Annotated in this window: 12 protein-coding genes and 1 pseudogene; 3 read left to right on the top strand and 10 right to left on the bottom strand. The window is 67.9% G+C overall.

Annotation, left to right across the window (positions count from 1 at the left end):
• Positions 1-49: 49 nt before the first annotated feature.
• From FB563_RS35435 to FB563_RS35420, 4 genes and pseudogenes are all read right to left on the bottom strand, one after another.
• A complete protein-coding gene (locus tag FB563_RS35435) occupies positions 50-439 on the bottom strand; it encodes an HIT family protein (RefSeq protein WP_234357616.1) in 390 nt (129 codons plus the stop codon).
• Complete coding sequence (locus tag FB563_RS43610; protein ID WP_208766329.1) at positions 429-923, bottom strand: glycoside hydrolase family 18 protein; 495 nt, start codon at positions 921-923, stop codon at positions 429-431. Before FB563_RS43610 ends, FB563_RS35435 begins: the two co-directional genes overlap by 11 nt.
• A gap of 153 nt (positions 924-1,076) precedes the next feature.
• Positions 1,077-1,925, bottom strand: a pseudogene (locus FB563_RS35425) (IS5 family transposase).
• A gap of 26 nt (positions 1,926-1,951) precedes the next feature.
• Positions 1,952-3,439: an FAD-dependent monooxygenase gene (locus FB563_RS35420; RefSeq protein WP_055704737.1), complete on the bottom strand. Its 1,488-nt coding sequence runs from the start codon at positions 3,437-3,439 to the stop codon at positions 1,952-1,954.
• A gap of 345 nt (positions 3,440-3,784) precedes the next feature.
• Between FB563_RS35420 and FB563_RS35415 the strand changes: the two genes are divergently transcribed.
• Positions 3,785-4,612, top strand: coding sequence for an alpha/beta fold hydrolase (locus FB563_RS35415; protein ID WP_055704736.1), 828 nt, complete (start codon positions 3,785-3,787; stop codon positions 4,610-4,612).
• Positions 4,613-4,874: 262 nt separating this feature from the next.
• Here the strand turns inward: FB563_RS35415 and FB563_RS35410 are convergent, their stop codons facing one another.
• Positions 4,875-5,318: a VOC family protein gene (locus tag FB563_RS35410; RefSeq protein WP_063797034.1), complete on the bottom strand. Its 444-nt coding sequence runs from the start codon at positions 5,316-5,318 to the stop codon at positions 4,875-4,877.
• 604 nt (positions 5,319-5,922) lie between these two features.
• Positions 5,923-6,510 (bottom strand): TetR/AcrR family transcriptional regulator, encoded by a 588-nt coding sequence (locus tag FB563_RS35405; protein ID WP_055704734.1) that lies wholly within the window; start codon positions 6,508-6,510, stop codon positions 5,923-5,925.
• 395 nt (positions 6,511-6,905) lie between these two features.
• Here FB563_RS35405 and FB563_RS35400 point away from each other — a divergent pair, with 395 nt between their 5' ends.
• Positions 6,906-7,655 carry a glucose 1-dehydrogenase gene (locus FB563_RS35400; protein ID WP_055704733.1) on the top strand — a complete coding sequence of 250 codons (750 nt, stop codon included), beginning with the start codon at positions 6,906-6,908 and terminating at the stop codon, positions 7,653-7,655.
• 167 nt (positions 7,656-7,822) lie between these two features.
• On the opposite strand, the gene FB563_RS35395 is transcribed toward FB563_RS35400, so the two are convergent.
• The 4 genes from FB563_RS35395 to FB563_RS35385 all read right to left on the bottom strand — a co-directional run bounded on the left by FB563_RS35395 (position 7,823) and on the right by FB563_RS35385 (position 9,963).
• On the bottom strand, positions 7,823-8,122 hold the full coding sequence (locus tag FB563_RS35395) for a hypothetical protein (RefSeq protein ID WP_142219162.1): 300 nt from the start codon (positions 8,120-8,122) through the stop codon (positions 7,823-7,825).
• Positions 8,119-8,241, bottom strand: a complete 123-nt coding sequence (locus tag FB563_RS45010) for a hypothetical protein (RefSeq protein ID WP_267888631.1) — start codon at positions 8,239-8,241, stop codon at positions 8,119-8,121. The genes FB563_RS35395 and FB563_RS45010 overlap by 4 nt, the downstream gene beginning before the upstream one ends.
• Before the next feature lie 84 nt (positions 8,242-8,325).
• Positions 8,326-8,907 carry an IS3 family transposase gene (locus FB563_RS35390; protein WP_159045450.1) on the bottom strand — a complete coding sequence of 194 codons (582 nt, stop codon included), beginning with the start codon at positions 8,905-8,907 and terminating at the stop codon, positions 8,326-8,328.
• Between the two features lie 432 nt (positions 8,908-9,339).
• Positions 9,340-9,963, bottom strand: coding sequence for a TetR/AcrR family transcriptional regulator (locus tag FB563_RS35385; RefSeq protein WP_055704732.1), 624 nt, complete (start codon positions 9,961-9,963; stop codon positions 9,340-9,342).
• Positions 9,964-10,198: 235 nt separating this feature from the next.
• Between FB563_RS35385 and FB563_RS35380 the strand changes: the two genes are divergently transcribed.
• Positions 10,199-12,400, top strand: a complete 2,202-nt coding sequence (locus FB563_RS35380; protein ID WP_234357615.1) for an MMPL family transporter — start codon at positions 10,199-10,201, stop codon at positions 12,398-12,400.
• The last annotated feature ends 151 nt before the right edge of the window (positions 12,401-12,551 follow it).

Below are 12,551 nucleotides of genomic sequence, written 5' to 3'. Positions count from 1 at the left end.
ACACCCCCTCCCGTCACGCAGCTCGAGCCGCGCGGGCTGGCTCTGTTCATCAGTTGCGGCTCTGGCTCCCGTGATGCTGCCCTCCAGCGAGGTACTCGGCAAGCCTCGTGCCGGGGTCGCCGGCCACTTGATGCGCGGATCGCCCTGCCGGCCATGTCGAGATCCCGTCGTCCGCCCACCGCGGCACGACATGGAAGTGAAGGTGCGGCACCGACTGTTCGGATGCCGGGCCGCTGGCGCTCAGGATGTTCACGCCTGAGGCGTCCAGGGCAGCCCTCATAGCACCGGACACACGCTGGACCAGCGTAACCGTCGCGGCGAGGACGTCGCGTGGGGTGTCGAAGACATCCGCGTAGTGCTGTGTGGGAACGACCAGAGTATGTCCGGGCGCCAACGGATCCAGCGGCAGGAACGCGCAGGCCTCGGTCTCATACGCCACCCAGCGCGCGGAGTCTTCGTCGATGAGTCGGCAGAAAGTGGAATCCACGTGGCGCGAGCTTGCCACAGGTGCGACGGCATTCCCCCGGCGCCCTCCCCTTCCGGACCACCGCGGACCTCGCAACCAACCCAACAGAGCCGGCGCATCGCGTCGGCTCAGGGGGTCTCGAGAGACACCGGGTGGTGCTGATCTGGTTGAAGATATTGGAGTAGGCGTAGCCGGTCGCCTTGTCGTACCCGTCGACCTCCCAGAAGGACAGTTCCCGGACTCCGTTGGAGGCGGTGAAGTTCTCCAGCGTGGCAGCGTCGGACTGGGAGAAGTTTTCGTCGTCGTCGTTCTTGCCGGCGATCGGCGTCAGGCCCATCATCCGGTACGCCTGCGGGGTGGAAACGCCGTAGATGGTGGCGAGTTGCTGGGCGGTGGCCTGTGCGGCCGATTCGGCGTCGGCGAGCGCGTTGTGTCCGTCGCCGAAGTCCATGGTCATGCCCACGCCACCGCGCGGGTCCCCCTCCGCGTGCAGATCCGCCTTGGAGCAGTGGGCCGGAAAGACCGGAGCGGTCACGCCTTTTGGATGTGCAGCGCGTGGGTCCCTGCGTACCGGCCGGCTCGGCGGGCCCTGGGTTCTGTTCGTCAAATGTCACGCCCACATCAGCGGGGCTGCGAGGGTGACTGCTGCTTGGTAGGACTCGGTGGTCTTGTCGTACCGGGTGGCGATGCCGCGCCACTGCTTCAGCTCGTTGAAGCACCGTTCCACCACGTTGCGCCGCTTGTAGGCGTCGCGATCGAAGGCCGGGGGGCCGTCCACCACGGCTGCCGCGGTTCAACCGGTTGCGGACCTGGTCGGCTCGCTCGGGAATGGTGTGGCTGATCCCGCGCCGACGCAGCCAGCTGCGGATCGCCCTGGAGCCGTAGCCCTTGTCGCCCAGGACGTTGAGGGCCGCACCCGGGGCCGTCCCGGACCCGTCCTGGGCACCCGGATCGCCTCCATCACGGCGATGAACTGGGTGCAGTCGTTGGTGTTGCGGCCCGTGACGGTGAAGGCGAGCGGGCGGCCGGCGCCGTCGCAGGCCAGGTGAATCTTGCTGGTCAGGCCGCCTCGGGAGCGTCCGAGCGCGGGGTTGCGGGGCCCCCCTTTTCGGGCGCCGGCGGCGTGCTGGTGGGCGTGGACTATCGCGGAGTCGACCGATACCAGCCAGTCGGTGTCCCCGGCGGCGTCCGCCCGGACCTGGGCGGCGCGGAGCATTCGCTCGAACGTGCCGTCCGTCGCCCACCGGCGGAAACGGGTGTGCAGCGTGGCCCACGGCCCGTACCGCTCGGGCACGTCCCGCCAGGCCGTGCCTGTACGGAACTTCCACATGATCCCGTTGAGGCCCCTGCGCTCGTCCAGCCGCTTGCGCCCACGCGACGACACGGGCAGCAACGGCCGGACGAACTCCCGTTCAGCAGCGGACAGTTCATGGCGACGTATCACCCGATCACGATCCATCACTCAAGATCATTTGAAGACAGACCCTAGTCGGGTGAAGGGGCTACAGAGCTGGAGCCCTGTGTGCCGCACCATTCGGTCAATGCTTGACGGGCCGCGTCGATGCGATGTTCAGGTGACTCGTCCGAGATGGCCCATGCGATATAGGCGTCTGGTCTGACCAGAACACTCTTTTGGGTAGCGCCCTTCGGGGATACGATCTCCACCTCGCCGGCCCACTCTGTGATCAGTGAGGGGAAGCGCTCCGTGTCGGACGGTGTGACAAGGACGAACCGTCGCTTACGGAGGGCTTCGTAGAGTCTGCGTCCGTCGCTGAGGGGGACGTCAGGTGCCCGCTTCCCGACAAGGGGATGCGCGCCGGCCGCGGCGGCGTAGGAAATGTCGAGTCCCGAGATTGCCATGGCCAGTCGTCGGGCCACTGGTGGGGCTTGCAGCACCGTACGCGCTGACAAGTCACGGAGGCCGCACAATGCCCGTGGCGTGGTGAGGACGCCGCGGAGCAGTGCCCCGCTCATCCGCAGAACCCGGTGTCCCACCGGGTGCCGTTCGTTCTGATAGCTGTCGAGCAGGGTGTCCGGTGCGCGGCCACGCTGCACGGCTGCGAGTTTCCAGCTCAGGTTTGCGGAGTCCTGGATGCTGGTGTTGAGGCCCATGCCGCCGGCCGGGGAATGGACATGGGCGGCGTCGCCGACGAGGAATACTCGGCCTACTCGGTAGCGGGGTGACTGGCGTTCGTCGCTGTGGAATCTGGAGAGCCAGCGAGGGTCGTGCATGCCGAAGTCGCTGCCGAGCGCCTGGCGGGCGACGTCTTTGACTTCTTCCAGATCGACCGAGGCGTTGTCGGGCATGGGGTGGTGGCGATTCCAGGCCATGACCCTGAACCAGCCGTCGCCGAACGGGACGACAATGGCGAAGGCGTTTCCGGTCGCTGCCACGGTGGGCGGCTTCTTCGGCGGATCAGCCATCCGGACGTCTGCGAGCATCATGGAGCGAACGGCGGAGCGGCCGGGGAATGGGAGGCCGAGGGACTGGCGCACGCAGCTGTTTCGTCCGTCTGCGCCGACGACGAAGTCTGCGCGCAGGCTGTGTTCAGTGCCGGCTGGTGTCTTCACGGTGATGTCGACACCGCTCGGATCTTGCTGGACGCCAGTCACTTCGTGGGCCCGCATGATGTTCACGCCGTGTGTCAGGGCGCGGGACAGGAGCAGTCGCTCGGTGTTGTACTGGGGCGTCACGAGCACGTGGGGGTAACGGGTCGGCAGGTGCGACAGATCGATCCGCAGAAATTGCAAGATCGGGTTGCGGAGGCCGGTCAGCAGCAGGTCGTCGGCCAGGCCGCGGGCGTCCAGTTGCTCCATCGTTCGGGCGTGAACGGCGAATGCGCGTGTCAGCTGGGATTCCCCTTCTCGCCGTTCCACGACGGTGCAGCGGACTCCGGCCTCGGCCAGGTCACCTGCGAGCAGCAACCCCGCTGGACCAGCACCGACGACCAGCACCTCAACGTCGGATCCCATGTCCCGCCCTCCGCGTGTCACAGAACGAGTAGTAACGACCCGTGATCACCTGGCTGCCGCCCGCCAGCGGTGGTGATGTTCAGGGCGGGTGGGTGACCGTGCCCGGGAGTTCACTCGGGTGGCGTGACGGTGAATTCTCCTGACCGCAAGGACCACCGTACGAGACAGACCACTTCCTCGCCTGTCAGGCAACGACCGTCCCACTCGTTACGGAAGCGGTGGTTCCAGACGCGCTGAATCGCTGCCCCGCAATTAACGTTGACCTCATGCGGCGCCCCTTTCGCGTCACATCCCGGAGGGCGTCACGTAAGGGGCTCGCAAGCGGACATCGAGAGGAACGCAACCATGCCCTTCGCCACCGCCGAGGACGGCACGCAGATCTTCTACAAGGACTGGGGCTCGGGCCAGCCCGTGCTCTTCTCCCACGGCTGGCCGCTCACCGCCGACGCCTGGGACCCCCAGATGAAGCTCATGGTGGACAACGGATTCCGCGCCATCGCTCACGACCGGCGCGGTGGCGGCCGCTCCGGTCAGCCCTGGGACGGCAACAACCTCGACACGTACGCCGACGACCTGGCCGCGGTCATCGAAACCGAAGACCTGCACGACGTCATTCTGGTCGGGCACTCCACCGGCGGCGGCGAAGTCACCCGCTACATCGGCCGGCACGGCACGTCACGGGTCGCCAAGCTGGTCCTGCTCGGCGCGATCCCGCCGCTGATGCTGAAGACGGAGGCCAACCCCGAGGGCCTGCCGATCGAGGTGTTCGACGAGATCCGCCAGGGTGTGCTCACGGACCGCTCGCAGTACTACAAGGACCTCAGTGCCCCGTTCTACGGTGCCAACCGTGAGGGCTCGACCGTCTCCCAGGGAACGCGTGACGAGTTCTGGCTCTGGAGCATGACAGTCGGCATCAAGGGCGCCTACGACTGCATCAAGGCGTTCTCCGAGACGGACACGACCGAGGACCTGAAGAAGGTCGATGTGCCGACACTGATCGTGCATGGCGACGACGACCAGATCGTGCCCATCGTCTCCGCGGGCGCCAAATCATCCAAGATCGTCAAGGGTGCGCAGTACAAGGTCTACGAGGGCGCACCTCATGGCCTTGCGATGGTGCCCAAGTACGCCGAGATCTTCAACAAGGACCTGCTTGAGTTCGCGCGGAGCTAGCGACGGCTCGCGCCCCGGTGAACGGCAGCACTGCCGCTGGAACTGCTGGGAACCGGCGCTGCGAATTGGCCGCCCGGAGGGCCGGCTCATCGCCTGACAGACCGCGCGTTGGCCGTATGCGCAAAGGGCATTCGCCGGCCGCCCGCCGCAAACCTGCGTCAGGCAGCGGCGGCGGTCGGCGGCGCTCCCGAACCATGTCCCGGGCACTACGTCCGGAGCGGCTGAATCTGGCTCGGCGGCCAGGCTGATCGGTTCGCCCGTGTCAGCCGACCGGGCTTGCGCCTTGCTGGAAGACGTTGATGAGATTTCCGTCGTTGTCACGGATCGCGGTCGAGATACTGCCGTCGCCGAGGTCCATCTGCTCCCAGACGGTCGTCACCCCCAGATCACGGAAGGTGCGGGTCACGCTCTCGAGGTCTTCGACACGGAAGACCAGGGCCTTGTTGCCGATCGGGCGGATGTGGGCGGGAGGCTCTGCCGTCAGTTCAGGGATCCGCACACCGTTTGCGGGCTGAAGGAGCTCCAGCCGAAAACCGGGCCCCTCCAAGAAGGCAACGTCCGCTCCGATGGCGTCGAAGCGGGACTTCGCCAGCAGGGTGAGGCCGAACACCCGGTTCCACCACTGGATCGACGCGTCGAGGTCACTGACGGAAATCGTCACGTTGTGGAGGCTGTAGGTGAAGAGCGGCGGGGGAGGGGTGGTCATGGTGATCACTTTTCGTTGGGCGTGTGCAGTCGTTTGCGGAGGGGCACGCGAGACCTCGCGCAGTCCCGCCCGGCGGTTTCCCTGCCGTGCAGCGGAACAGTCTGTACCTGTCTACCGCCGACCCGACGTCCCCTTGCAGTAGCGAATCCGCAGGTCGCACTTCAAAGGTAGAACTTATGGACCGTTCAGTCAAGAACGTAGGGCTCCTTCACTTGCGTTGCGAAGTCAGTCGATCAATGCACTATTTGAGCGCTCGCCGCGCCGTCGGCATTCGAAAGAGAGCCGCGAATAAGGTCCTGTGCGGGAATCTGTAGAGCTCGCCCGCAGTGCTCGTGTGAAACGGTCCGGCGCCGTCGGCTGCCAGAGCGTCGTCCGGCCCGCGGTGAGGCGCAGTCGATGGCGCAGCCGCACGGCCGAAGAGGGCCCCCTCAAGGGCATGACGAAAGGGGCGGGCCGGCAACTGTGCCGGGGCGGGCGGCCGGGCCACTCGTGGGAACATTCGAAAGGTAGGTGAGCTGGACGCTCGCGTGCCGACCCAGGCGGGCCCACCCGGATCGCTGTTTGTCGGCACATCACCTGTGGACGATGCCGACCCGCAGGATGGTCAGTGCCGGGACAGCTGCTTGAGGGCGGCCCGGCCTATCTGCAGCAGAGCCGAGCCGTCCATGTCGGTCTTGGCGAGAAACTCGATGCCCTGCATGACGGCGAGGAGCAGTCGCCCGAGCTCCTGGGCGTCCGCGCTCGGTTCGACCGTCCCGTCGTCCTGGGCTTCCTTTACGCAGGCGATCAGAAGATCTTCGACCGCTTGATAGGTGGACCGGGCCCGGGAGACCACATCCGGATCGTTGCTGTGCAGCTCGGATGTACTGTTGACCAGAAGACAGCCGCGGCGCTGCGGGTCCTCCGTGAATCCCTTGGCCACTCCCTCAACGAACAGGGTCAGGCGTTCGAAGGGCGTCCCGGGCCCGGTGAGGACCGCCCGGACGCCGTTCAGCTGTTCCTCGCGGTAGCCGTCCAGCACGTGCAAGAACAGCTGCCGCTTGTCGCCGAAGGCGCCGTACAGACTTCCCTTGCCCAGTCCGGTGGCGTCCGTCAGGTTCTGCAGTGACGTAGCCGCGTACCCCTGATTCCAGAACTGCTCGCGCGCAGACTCCAGTACCTGGTTGTCATCGAAATTCCGCGGTCGCCCCATGACTGCAGCCTACCTTCTTCTTGACCTATCGGTCCAGATCGTGGGGCATGCAGCACAGGCCCGGCTGCTCGCGGTGACGCGGGAGGACCTGGGCGTTCCCCTCGTCGCCGCCGTGCGGGGCTGCCGTGCAGGGCAAGGCCGGGCGACAGGAGCCGTGCCGTGCATGGCTCCCCCTCAGGGGCTTTCCCGGCGCCCTCGCGGGCAGGCCCGTGCCGGCCGTCCTGTCGCGCCTCGACGGTATGCCCACGGTCACGTTTTTGTCCGTGCGGTCCATAACCAGGTTCTTTACCGTATAGTCCATAACTGGGCTCGGGGCCGTCCGGTTCGGGCTGTAAAACCGCAGTGACACTCGGTGCACGACTTCTGGCGTTCGCACCGGACAGGAGTAAACGATCATGGGACAGCTCGACGGGAAGACGGCAGTGATCACCGGAGGCAACAGCGGAATCGGACTGGCCACCGCCAAGCGATTCGCACGCGAAGGCGCCCACGTGTTCATCACCGGCCGCCGGCAGGAGGCCCTCGACGCCGCGCTGGCCGAGATCGGCGGCGAAGCCACCGCCGTCAGGGGCGACGTCGCGGATCTCGCGGACATCGACCGCCTGTACGCGGCTGTCGCCGAGCGAGGCCGGCCCATCGACGTACTGTTCGCCAACGCGGGCGGCGGTGAGTTCGCTGCCCTTGAGCAGGTCACCGAGGAGCACTTCGACGCCACCTTCAACATCAACGTACGGGGGATGCTCTTCACTGTTCAGAAGGCCATTCCGCTGCTCAACGACGGCGCCTCGGTGATCCTGACCGGATCGACTGCCGCGACCTCAGGCGGCGCCGCCTTTGGCGTGTACGCCGCGTCCAAGGCTGCGGTCCGTTCCTTCTCGCGCACCTGGGCCAACGAACTGAGCGGCCGCGCGATCCGGGTGAACACCCTGGTCCCCGGTCCGATCGTCACCCCGGGCATCACCGGCCTGGCCGCCGACGCCGACCAGGCCGCACAGATGAGGGACGCCTTCGCCAGCCAGGTTCCGCTGGGTCGCATGGGGCAGCCGGACGAGGCCGCTGCTGCTGCGCTGTTCCTCGCCAGCAATGAGAGCAGCTTCGTCACCGGATCCGAGCTTTTCGTGGATGGCGGACTCAACCAGATCTGATCGCCGCAAGAGGATGCGCTGTGCCTGTCCCGGCGAAGACGACAGCCGCCCTGTCCGCGTCGCGATCACACCGGTAGTCACACCGAACCTAGCCTCGATCTTGCATGAGGGTCCATCAGCAAGCTGACGGACCCTCATGCAAGATCGAGGCTAGTGGACTGTCGCGGCTAATGTCTGGGATAGAGGTGGCGCAGTTTGATGCGTGCAGCGTGGGTGGTGAACTGCCAGTCCACCTGACGCTGGTCGGTGTTGGTGACGTTCTGCCTGGCTGAGAGTTCGGTGTTGAGTGTGTCGAGGTCGCCGATCCTGCGGTCGAGACATTGCCTGGTCAGCGCGGAGAGTTCGGTCTCGGCGATGTTGAGCCATGACTCGTGTTTGGGCAGCTGCTTGACCTGGCCGGCCCAGTCGATCCGGGTCCACTGGGACAGTGCCTGAACCCCACGCCATCCGCGTAAGGTTCGACTCACGAAGATGGAGCACGTGCCACACCGGAGATGTACTCGCTGTCCTGGCAGGCGTCGTGCCCAGGCCGGGCGGGGAGCGGGCCGCGGACATGGTCGAGGAGCTGGAAGGGCTTCTCGTCCATGCACATCACCGGACGTGCCGGGTCATAGGGCCGGGCATGGACGGTGAGCTTGTTCCGCTTTGACGGACCCCAACGGTGTGGTGGTCAGGCTGCGAGTGCGGCCTCGTAGTCGGCGGGGCTGCGGTCGTCGAGGCTGCTGTGGAGTCGGTCCAAGTTGTACCAGCTTTCGATCCACTCAAAGATCGCGGTGTGGGCGGCGGACCTGCTGGGCCAGGGCTGGATGCCGATCAGCTCGTTGTTCAGGGCGGCGAAGAACGACTCGGCCAGCGCGTTGTCCCAGCACTGGCCGGTACGGCCAGCGGATAGCCGGACACCCAACTGGTCTGCCAACAGGGCGAGTTCTAGGCTGGTGTATTGGCAGCCGCGGTCGGAGTGGAAGATCACGGAACCTGCTGGGCGGCGCTGGTGGCAGGCGGCTCGCAGTGCGTCGGCGACCAGTTCGGTGCGCAGGTGGTCGGCAGTGGCCCGGCCGACCACCCGGCGGGAGGCGATGTCGATGACGGTGGCCAGGTAGAGCCAGCCCTCGTCGGTGGGGATGTAGGTGATGTCGCCGCACCAGCGGATGTCGACCGCGCTCGGGTCGGGTCGGAAGTCGCGCAGGACCAGGTCCGGGCGGGTGTCAGCGCGGCGGCCAACGTCGTCTTCCGGAAACCCCCGGCCCCGCACACCACCGCGAAGCGACCGCGCGGACGCCGCAGCAGCCCCGCCAGCCGGTCGAGTGCGAGCCCGTGCCTGCGCACCGCGACTGATTCAAGGTACGGACGCCATAGCGAGGTGAACCGCACGGTGGTGCGTGCGGCACCGGTGACCGGGTCCGTTCTGAGAGGACTGCCCTCAGCACCGGTCGGCCCGTCGAGGCAGTGGCTCACCAGCGCCAGTCCGGCACTGACTGCAGCCAGAAGCACGAACACCGACCAGACGACCCCGGTGTTCCGACCCCAGTTGGGCACCGCCGCACTCGCATAGCCGATGCGCTCGCAGAGTCTCGGCGAGCTGCGCCGACGTGTCGAGGGTGTCCGTGCTCCCGGGGTCGGACAGCGAGCCGGGGGGGCGGGGTTCCCGGTCAGCGGCTCCCGGTCAGCGGCTCCCCTGCCGCTGTCAGGGCTGTTCGGCTGCGCTGATCCCCCGCAGTATCGCGAAGGCCCGTGGCAGGGGTGCCGGGCCGGTGTCGGTGAGGCCGGACGCCCGGCGCGCCCTGCGGGTGCGCAGTACGGCGCGCACTGCGGACAGGGCGGCGCAGGCGATCACCGCGGCTGTGAGGTCGGCGTCCGGCGTGTTGGGCGGCAGTCTGCGCTCGACCAGGACGGTGAGCCGCTCCTCGAAGTCGGAGAAGGCCTGGACGAGCCGGGCCGTGACGACGTTCTCGATGCCTTGGACCGGATGGCTGAGGGCGGTCAGAGTGGAGGCGGCGAACGGCTCGGCCGCCTCCAGCAGGGCGTTGCACACCGCGTCCAGGGGCTCCTCGTCCGCCGGACGCCGGGCCAGGGCGTTTTCGACGTAGGCGAAGATCTCGACGCCGTCCGGCAGCAGCAGCGCCTCCTTGCTCTCGAAGTAGCGGAAGAAGGTGCGCACGGAGACGTTCGCGTATGCGGCGATGTCCGCGATCGTAGTGGCCTCGAAGCCGCGTTCCTTGAACAGGCGTGCGGCCCCTTCCAGCAGGCGGCGCCGCGTCTCCTCCTTCTTGCGTTCGCGCAGTCCGGCGGGGGCGATCTCACTGGGCATGGTCCGAAGCCTCCCGCCATGGTGTCACGACTGTCAATTGACATGCATGCCACCCCCCTGGCCGACGCACGCAGTGCTACCGACCGCTGACACGTGCCGCTCCGAAGCGTCGCCTTCTGGCGCGCACTCTCCCAGAGTCGTCGGCGCCAAAAATGACAGCACTGCCAATTGTCATTCATGCCACTTCCTCTCTAGAGTTCGTGTCACTCGTGACACTTTCTTCTTGGAGGCCCAGGTGGCCCGACCTCTGCAGCACCCATGCGCGTCGAGCGGGGCGCACACCGCCTCCCCTCCGGCGACGGACTTCGCCGCGGCCCGCGGACTCGGCCGCCTCGGCGGCTTCTGCGCCCGACACCCGACGGCGGTGATCGCCGTCTGGCTGCTGGTCCTCGTCGCGGCCCTGGCCGGACGGCACCTCGCCGCGCCCACCTTCAGCGACCAGGTCAGCCTGCCCGGCACCGCCTCCCACACCGGCGCCGATCTCCTCGCCACCTCGATGCCCGAGGCGGGCAGGCCGGGCGGCAAGGTCGTGTTCCACACCAGCTCCGGCGCCGTCGCCGACCAGCGGTCCGCGCTCGAGCGGACCCTGGCCGAGCTGCGCGATCTGCCGCACGTCACTGCTGTATCCGCGCCCGTCACCAGCGCCGACGGACGTACCGCGTACACCGCCGTTTCCTTCGACGAGCAGCTGAAGAACCTCGGCCACCACTACACCGGGCAACTGGACAAGGCGACCGGCCCCGCCCGGGCGGCGGGGCTCGGCGTCGCCTACGGCGGGGATCTGGATCAGGTGGTGCGCGCACCGGCCGACGACAAGCTGAGCGAGGGCGTAGGCGTCGTCACCGCCCTCGTCATCCTGCTGCTGGTCTTCGGCAGCGTCCTCGCCGCGCTGCTCCCGCTGATCACCGCGCTGATCGGCGTCGGGGTCGGCCTCGCCATCGTGGGCATCGTTGCCGCCACGCTCTCCTTCGCGACCTCGGCCACCACCCTTGCCGGCATGATCGGCCTGGGCGTCGGCATCGACTACGCCCTGTTCCTGACGACGCGCTTCCGCCAGGACCTCATCGACGGGCGCGACCCCGCCGATGCCGCGGCCCGCACCGCGCACACCAGCGGAGGCGCCGTCCTCGTCGCCGCTGTGACCGTGGCCGTCGCCATGCTCAGCCTCTATGCCTGCGGGCTGACCTTCATCGGCAAGATCGGCCTCGCGGCCACCTGTGCCGTCGTCATCACCGCCGCTGCCGCCCTCACCCTCGTACCGGCGGCTCTGGGGCTGGTCGGCAGGCGCATCGACCGGTTCGGGCTGCGCCGCCCGGTCGCGGAGGGCACCGCGGCCGGCGACGGCCGGAACCGCTACGCGGACCTCGTCGCCCGGCGCCCCTGGACTTTCCTCGCCGTCGGAGTCGCCGTCCTCGGCGTGTGCTCCCTGCCCCTGCTGTCGATGCGCCTCGGCCACGTCGACGCCGGTGCCGACCGACCCGGCAGCAGCACCCGAACCGCGTACGACTGGCTCGCGCACGCCGACGGGCAGGGCTTCGGAGCGGGGGCGAACGGCCCGATCGTCACCGTCGTCGACGTGCGCGGCGCAAAGGCGCCCGCCGACCGGATCACGGCCCACGTGACCACGGCCCTGGAAACCACCCACGGCGTGGCCGCCTTCACCCCCGTCAAGGCGAGCGACGACGGAAGGATCCTCGTCACCACGCTCACCCCGACCACCGGCCCCCAGGACGCCGCCACCGGCGACCTGCTCGCCGCCCTCTCCGGGCGGACACTGCCGAAGGCCCTGCACGGCACGGGCGCGAAGGCCTATCTCACCGGCACCGTGGCCGGCCAGGCCGACTTCCGCGACACGCTCGGCGAACGGCTGCCCATCGTCATCGGCATCGTCCTGGTCCTCGCCTTCCTGCTGCTCATGACGGTCTTCCGCAGCCTGGTGATCCCGCTCAAGGCCGTCGTGCTCAACCTGTGCACCACAGCCGCGTCCTACGGCGTGCTCGTCGCGGTCTTCCAGTGGGGATGGGGCGAATCGCTGCTGGGACTCTCGGAGCCGGTGCCCATCGAGTCGTACGTGCCGATGATGATGTTCGCGATCGTCTTCGGGCTGTCCATGGACTACGAGATCTTCCTGCTGTCCCGCATCGCCGAGGCCTGGCACCGCACCCGTGACAACCGGCTTGCCGTGGGGGAGGGGCTGTCCGCGACGGCGCGCGTGATCTCCGCCGCCGCCTTCATCATGACCGCGGTGTTCCTGTCCTTCACCGCCTCACCGACCGTGGTCGTGAAGATGCTCGCCCTGGGGCTGGCGATCAGCGTGATCGTCGACGCCACGCTGGTCCGCCTGATCCTGGTGCCGTCCGCCATGTTCCTCATCGGCCGGGCGAACTGGTGGATACCCCGCCGGCTCGACCGGATCCTCCTGTGCCTGCACGCCTGACCGCCCGCCGACCGATCCGGAGCAGTGCCCACATGAAACCGAGCCCCCGCGGGAGAACCCGCCTCGTCCTGTCCGCGACCGCCGCCACCCTTGCCCTGGTCACCAGCGCGACCGACCTCTGGGCCGAGCACCGCACCGAGGAACGGGTCGT

Source organism: Streptomyces puniciscabiei, assembly GCF_006715785.1.
Lineage (GTDB): Bacteria > Actinomycetota > Actinomycetes > Streptomycetales > Streptomycetaceae > Streptomyces > Streptomyces puniciscabiei.
The sequence above is the reverse complement of the archived record's forward strand: the minus strand, read 5'-3'. Positions and strand labels throughout refer to the sequence as shown.

What these genes read in the sequence shown, in the direction of transcription:
- FB563_RS35385 (WP_055704732.1), bottom strand. Translation starts at nt 9,963, where the DNA reads ATGCCCAGTGAGATCGCCCCCGCCGGACTGCGCGAACGCAAGAAGGAG.
- FB563_RS35400 (WP_055704733.1), top strand. Translation starts at nt 6,906, where the DNA reads ATGGGACAGCTCGACGGGAAGACGGCAGTGATCACCGGAGGCAACAGC.
- FB563_RS35415 (WP_055704736.1), top strand. Translation starts at nt 3,785, where the DNA reads ATGCCCTTCGCCACCGCCGAGGACGGCACGCAGATCTTCTACAAGGAC.
- FB563_RS35405 (WP_055704734.1), bottom strand. Translation starts at nt 6,510, where the DNA reads ATGGGGCGACCGCGGAATTTCGATGACAACCAGGTACTGGAGTCTGCG.
- FB563_RS45010 (WP_267888631.1), bottom strand. Translation starts at nt 8,241, where the DNA reads ATGGACGAGAAGCCCTTCCAGCTCCTCGACCATGTCCGCGGCCCGCTC.
- FB563_RS35410 (WP_063797034.1), bottom strand. Translation starts at nt 5,318, where the DNA reads ATGACCACCCCTCCCCCGCCGCTCTTCACCTACAGCCTCCACAACGTG.
- FB563_RS35420 (WP_055704737.1), bottom strand. Translation starts at nt 3,439, where the DNA reads ATGGGATCCGACGTTGAGGTGCTGGTCGTCGGTGCTGGTCCAGCGGGG.
- FB563_RS43610 (WP_208766329.1), bottom strand. Translation starts at nt 923, where the DNA reads ATGACCATGGACTTCGGCGACGGACACAACGCGCTCGCCGACGCCGAA.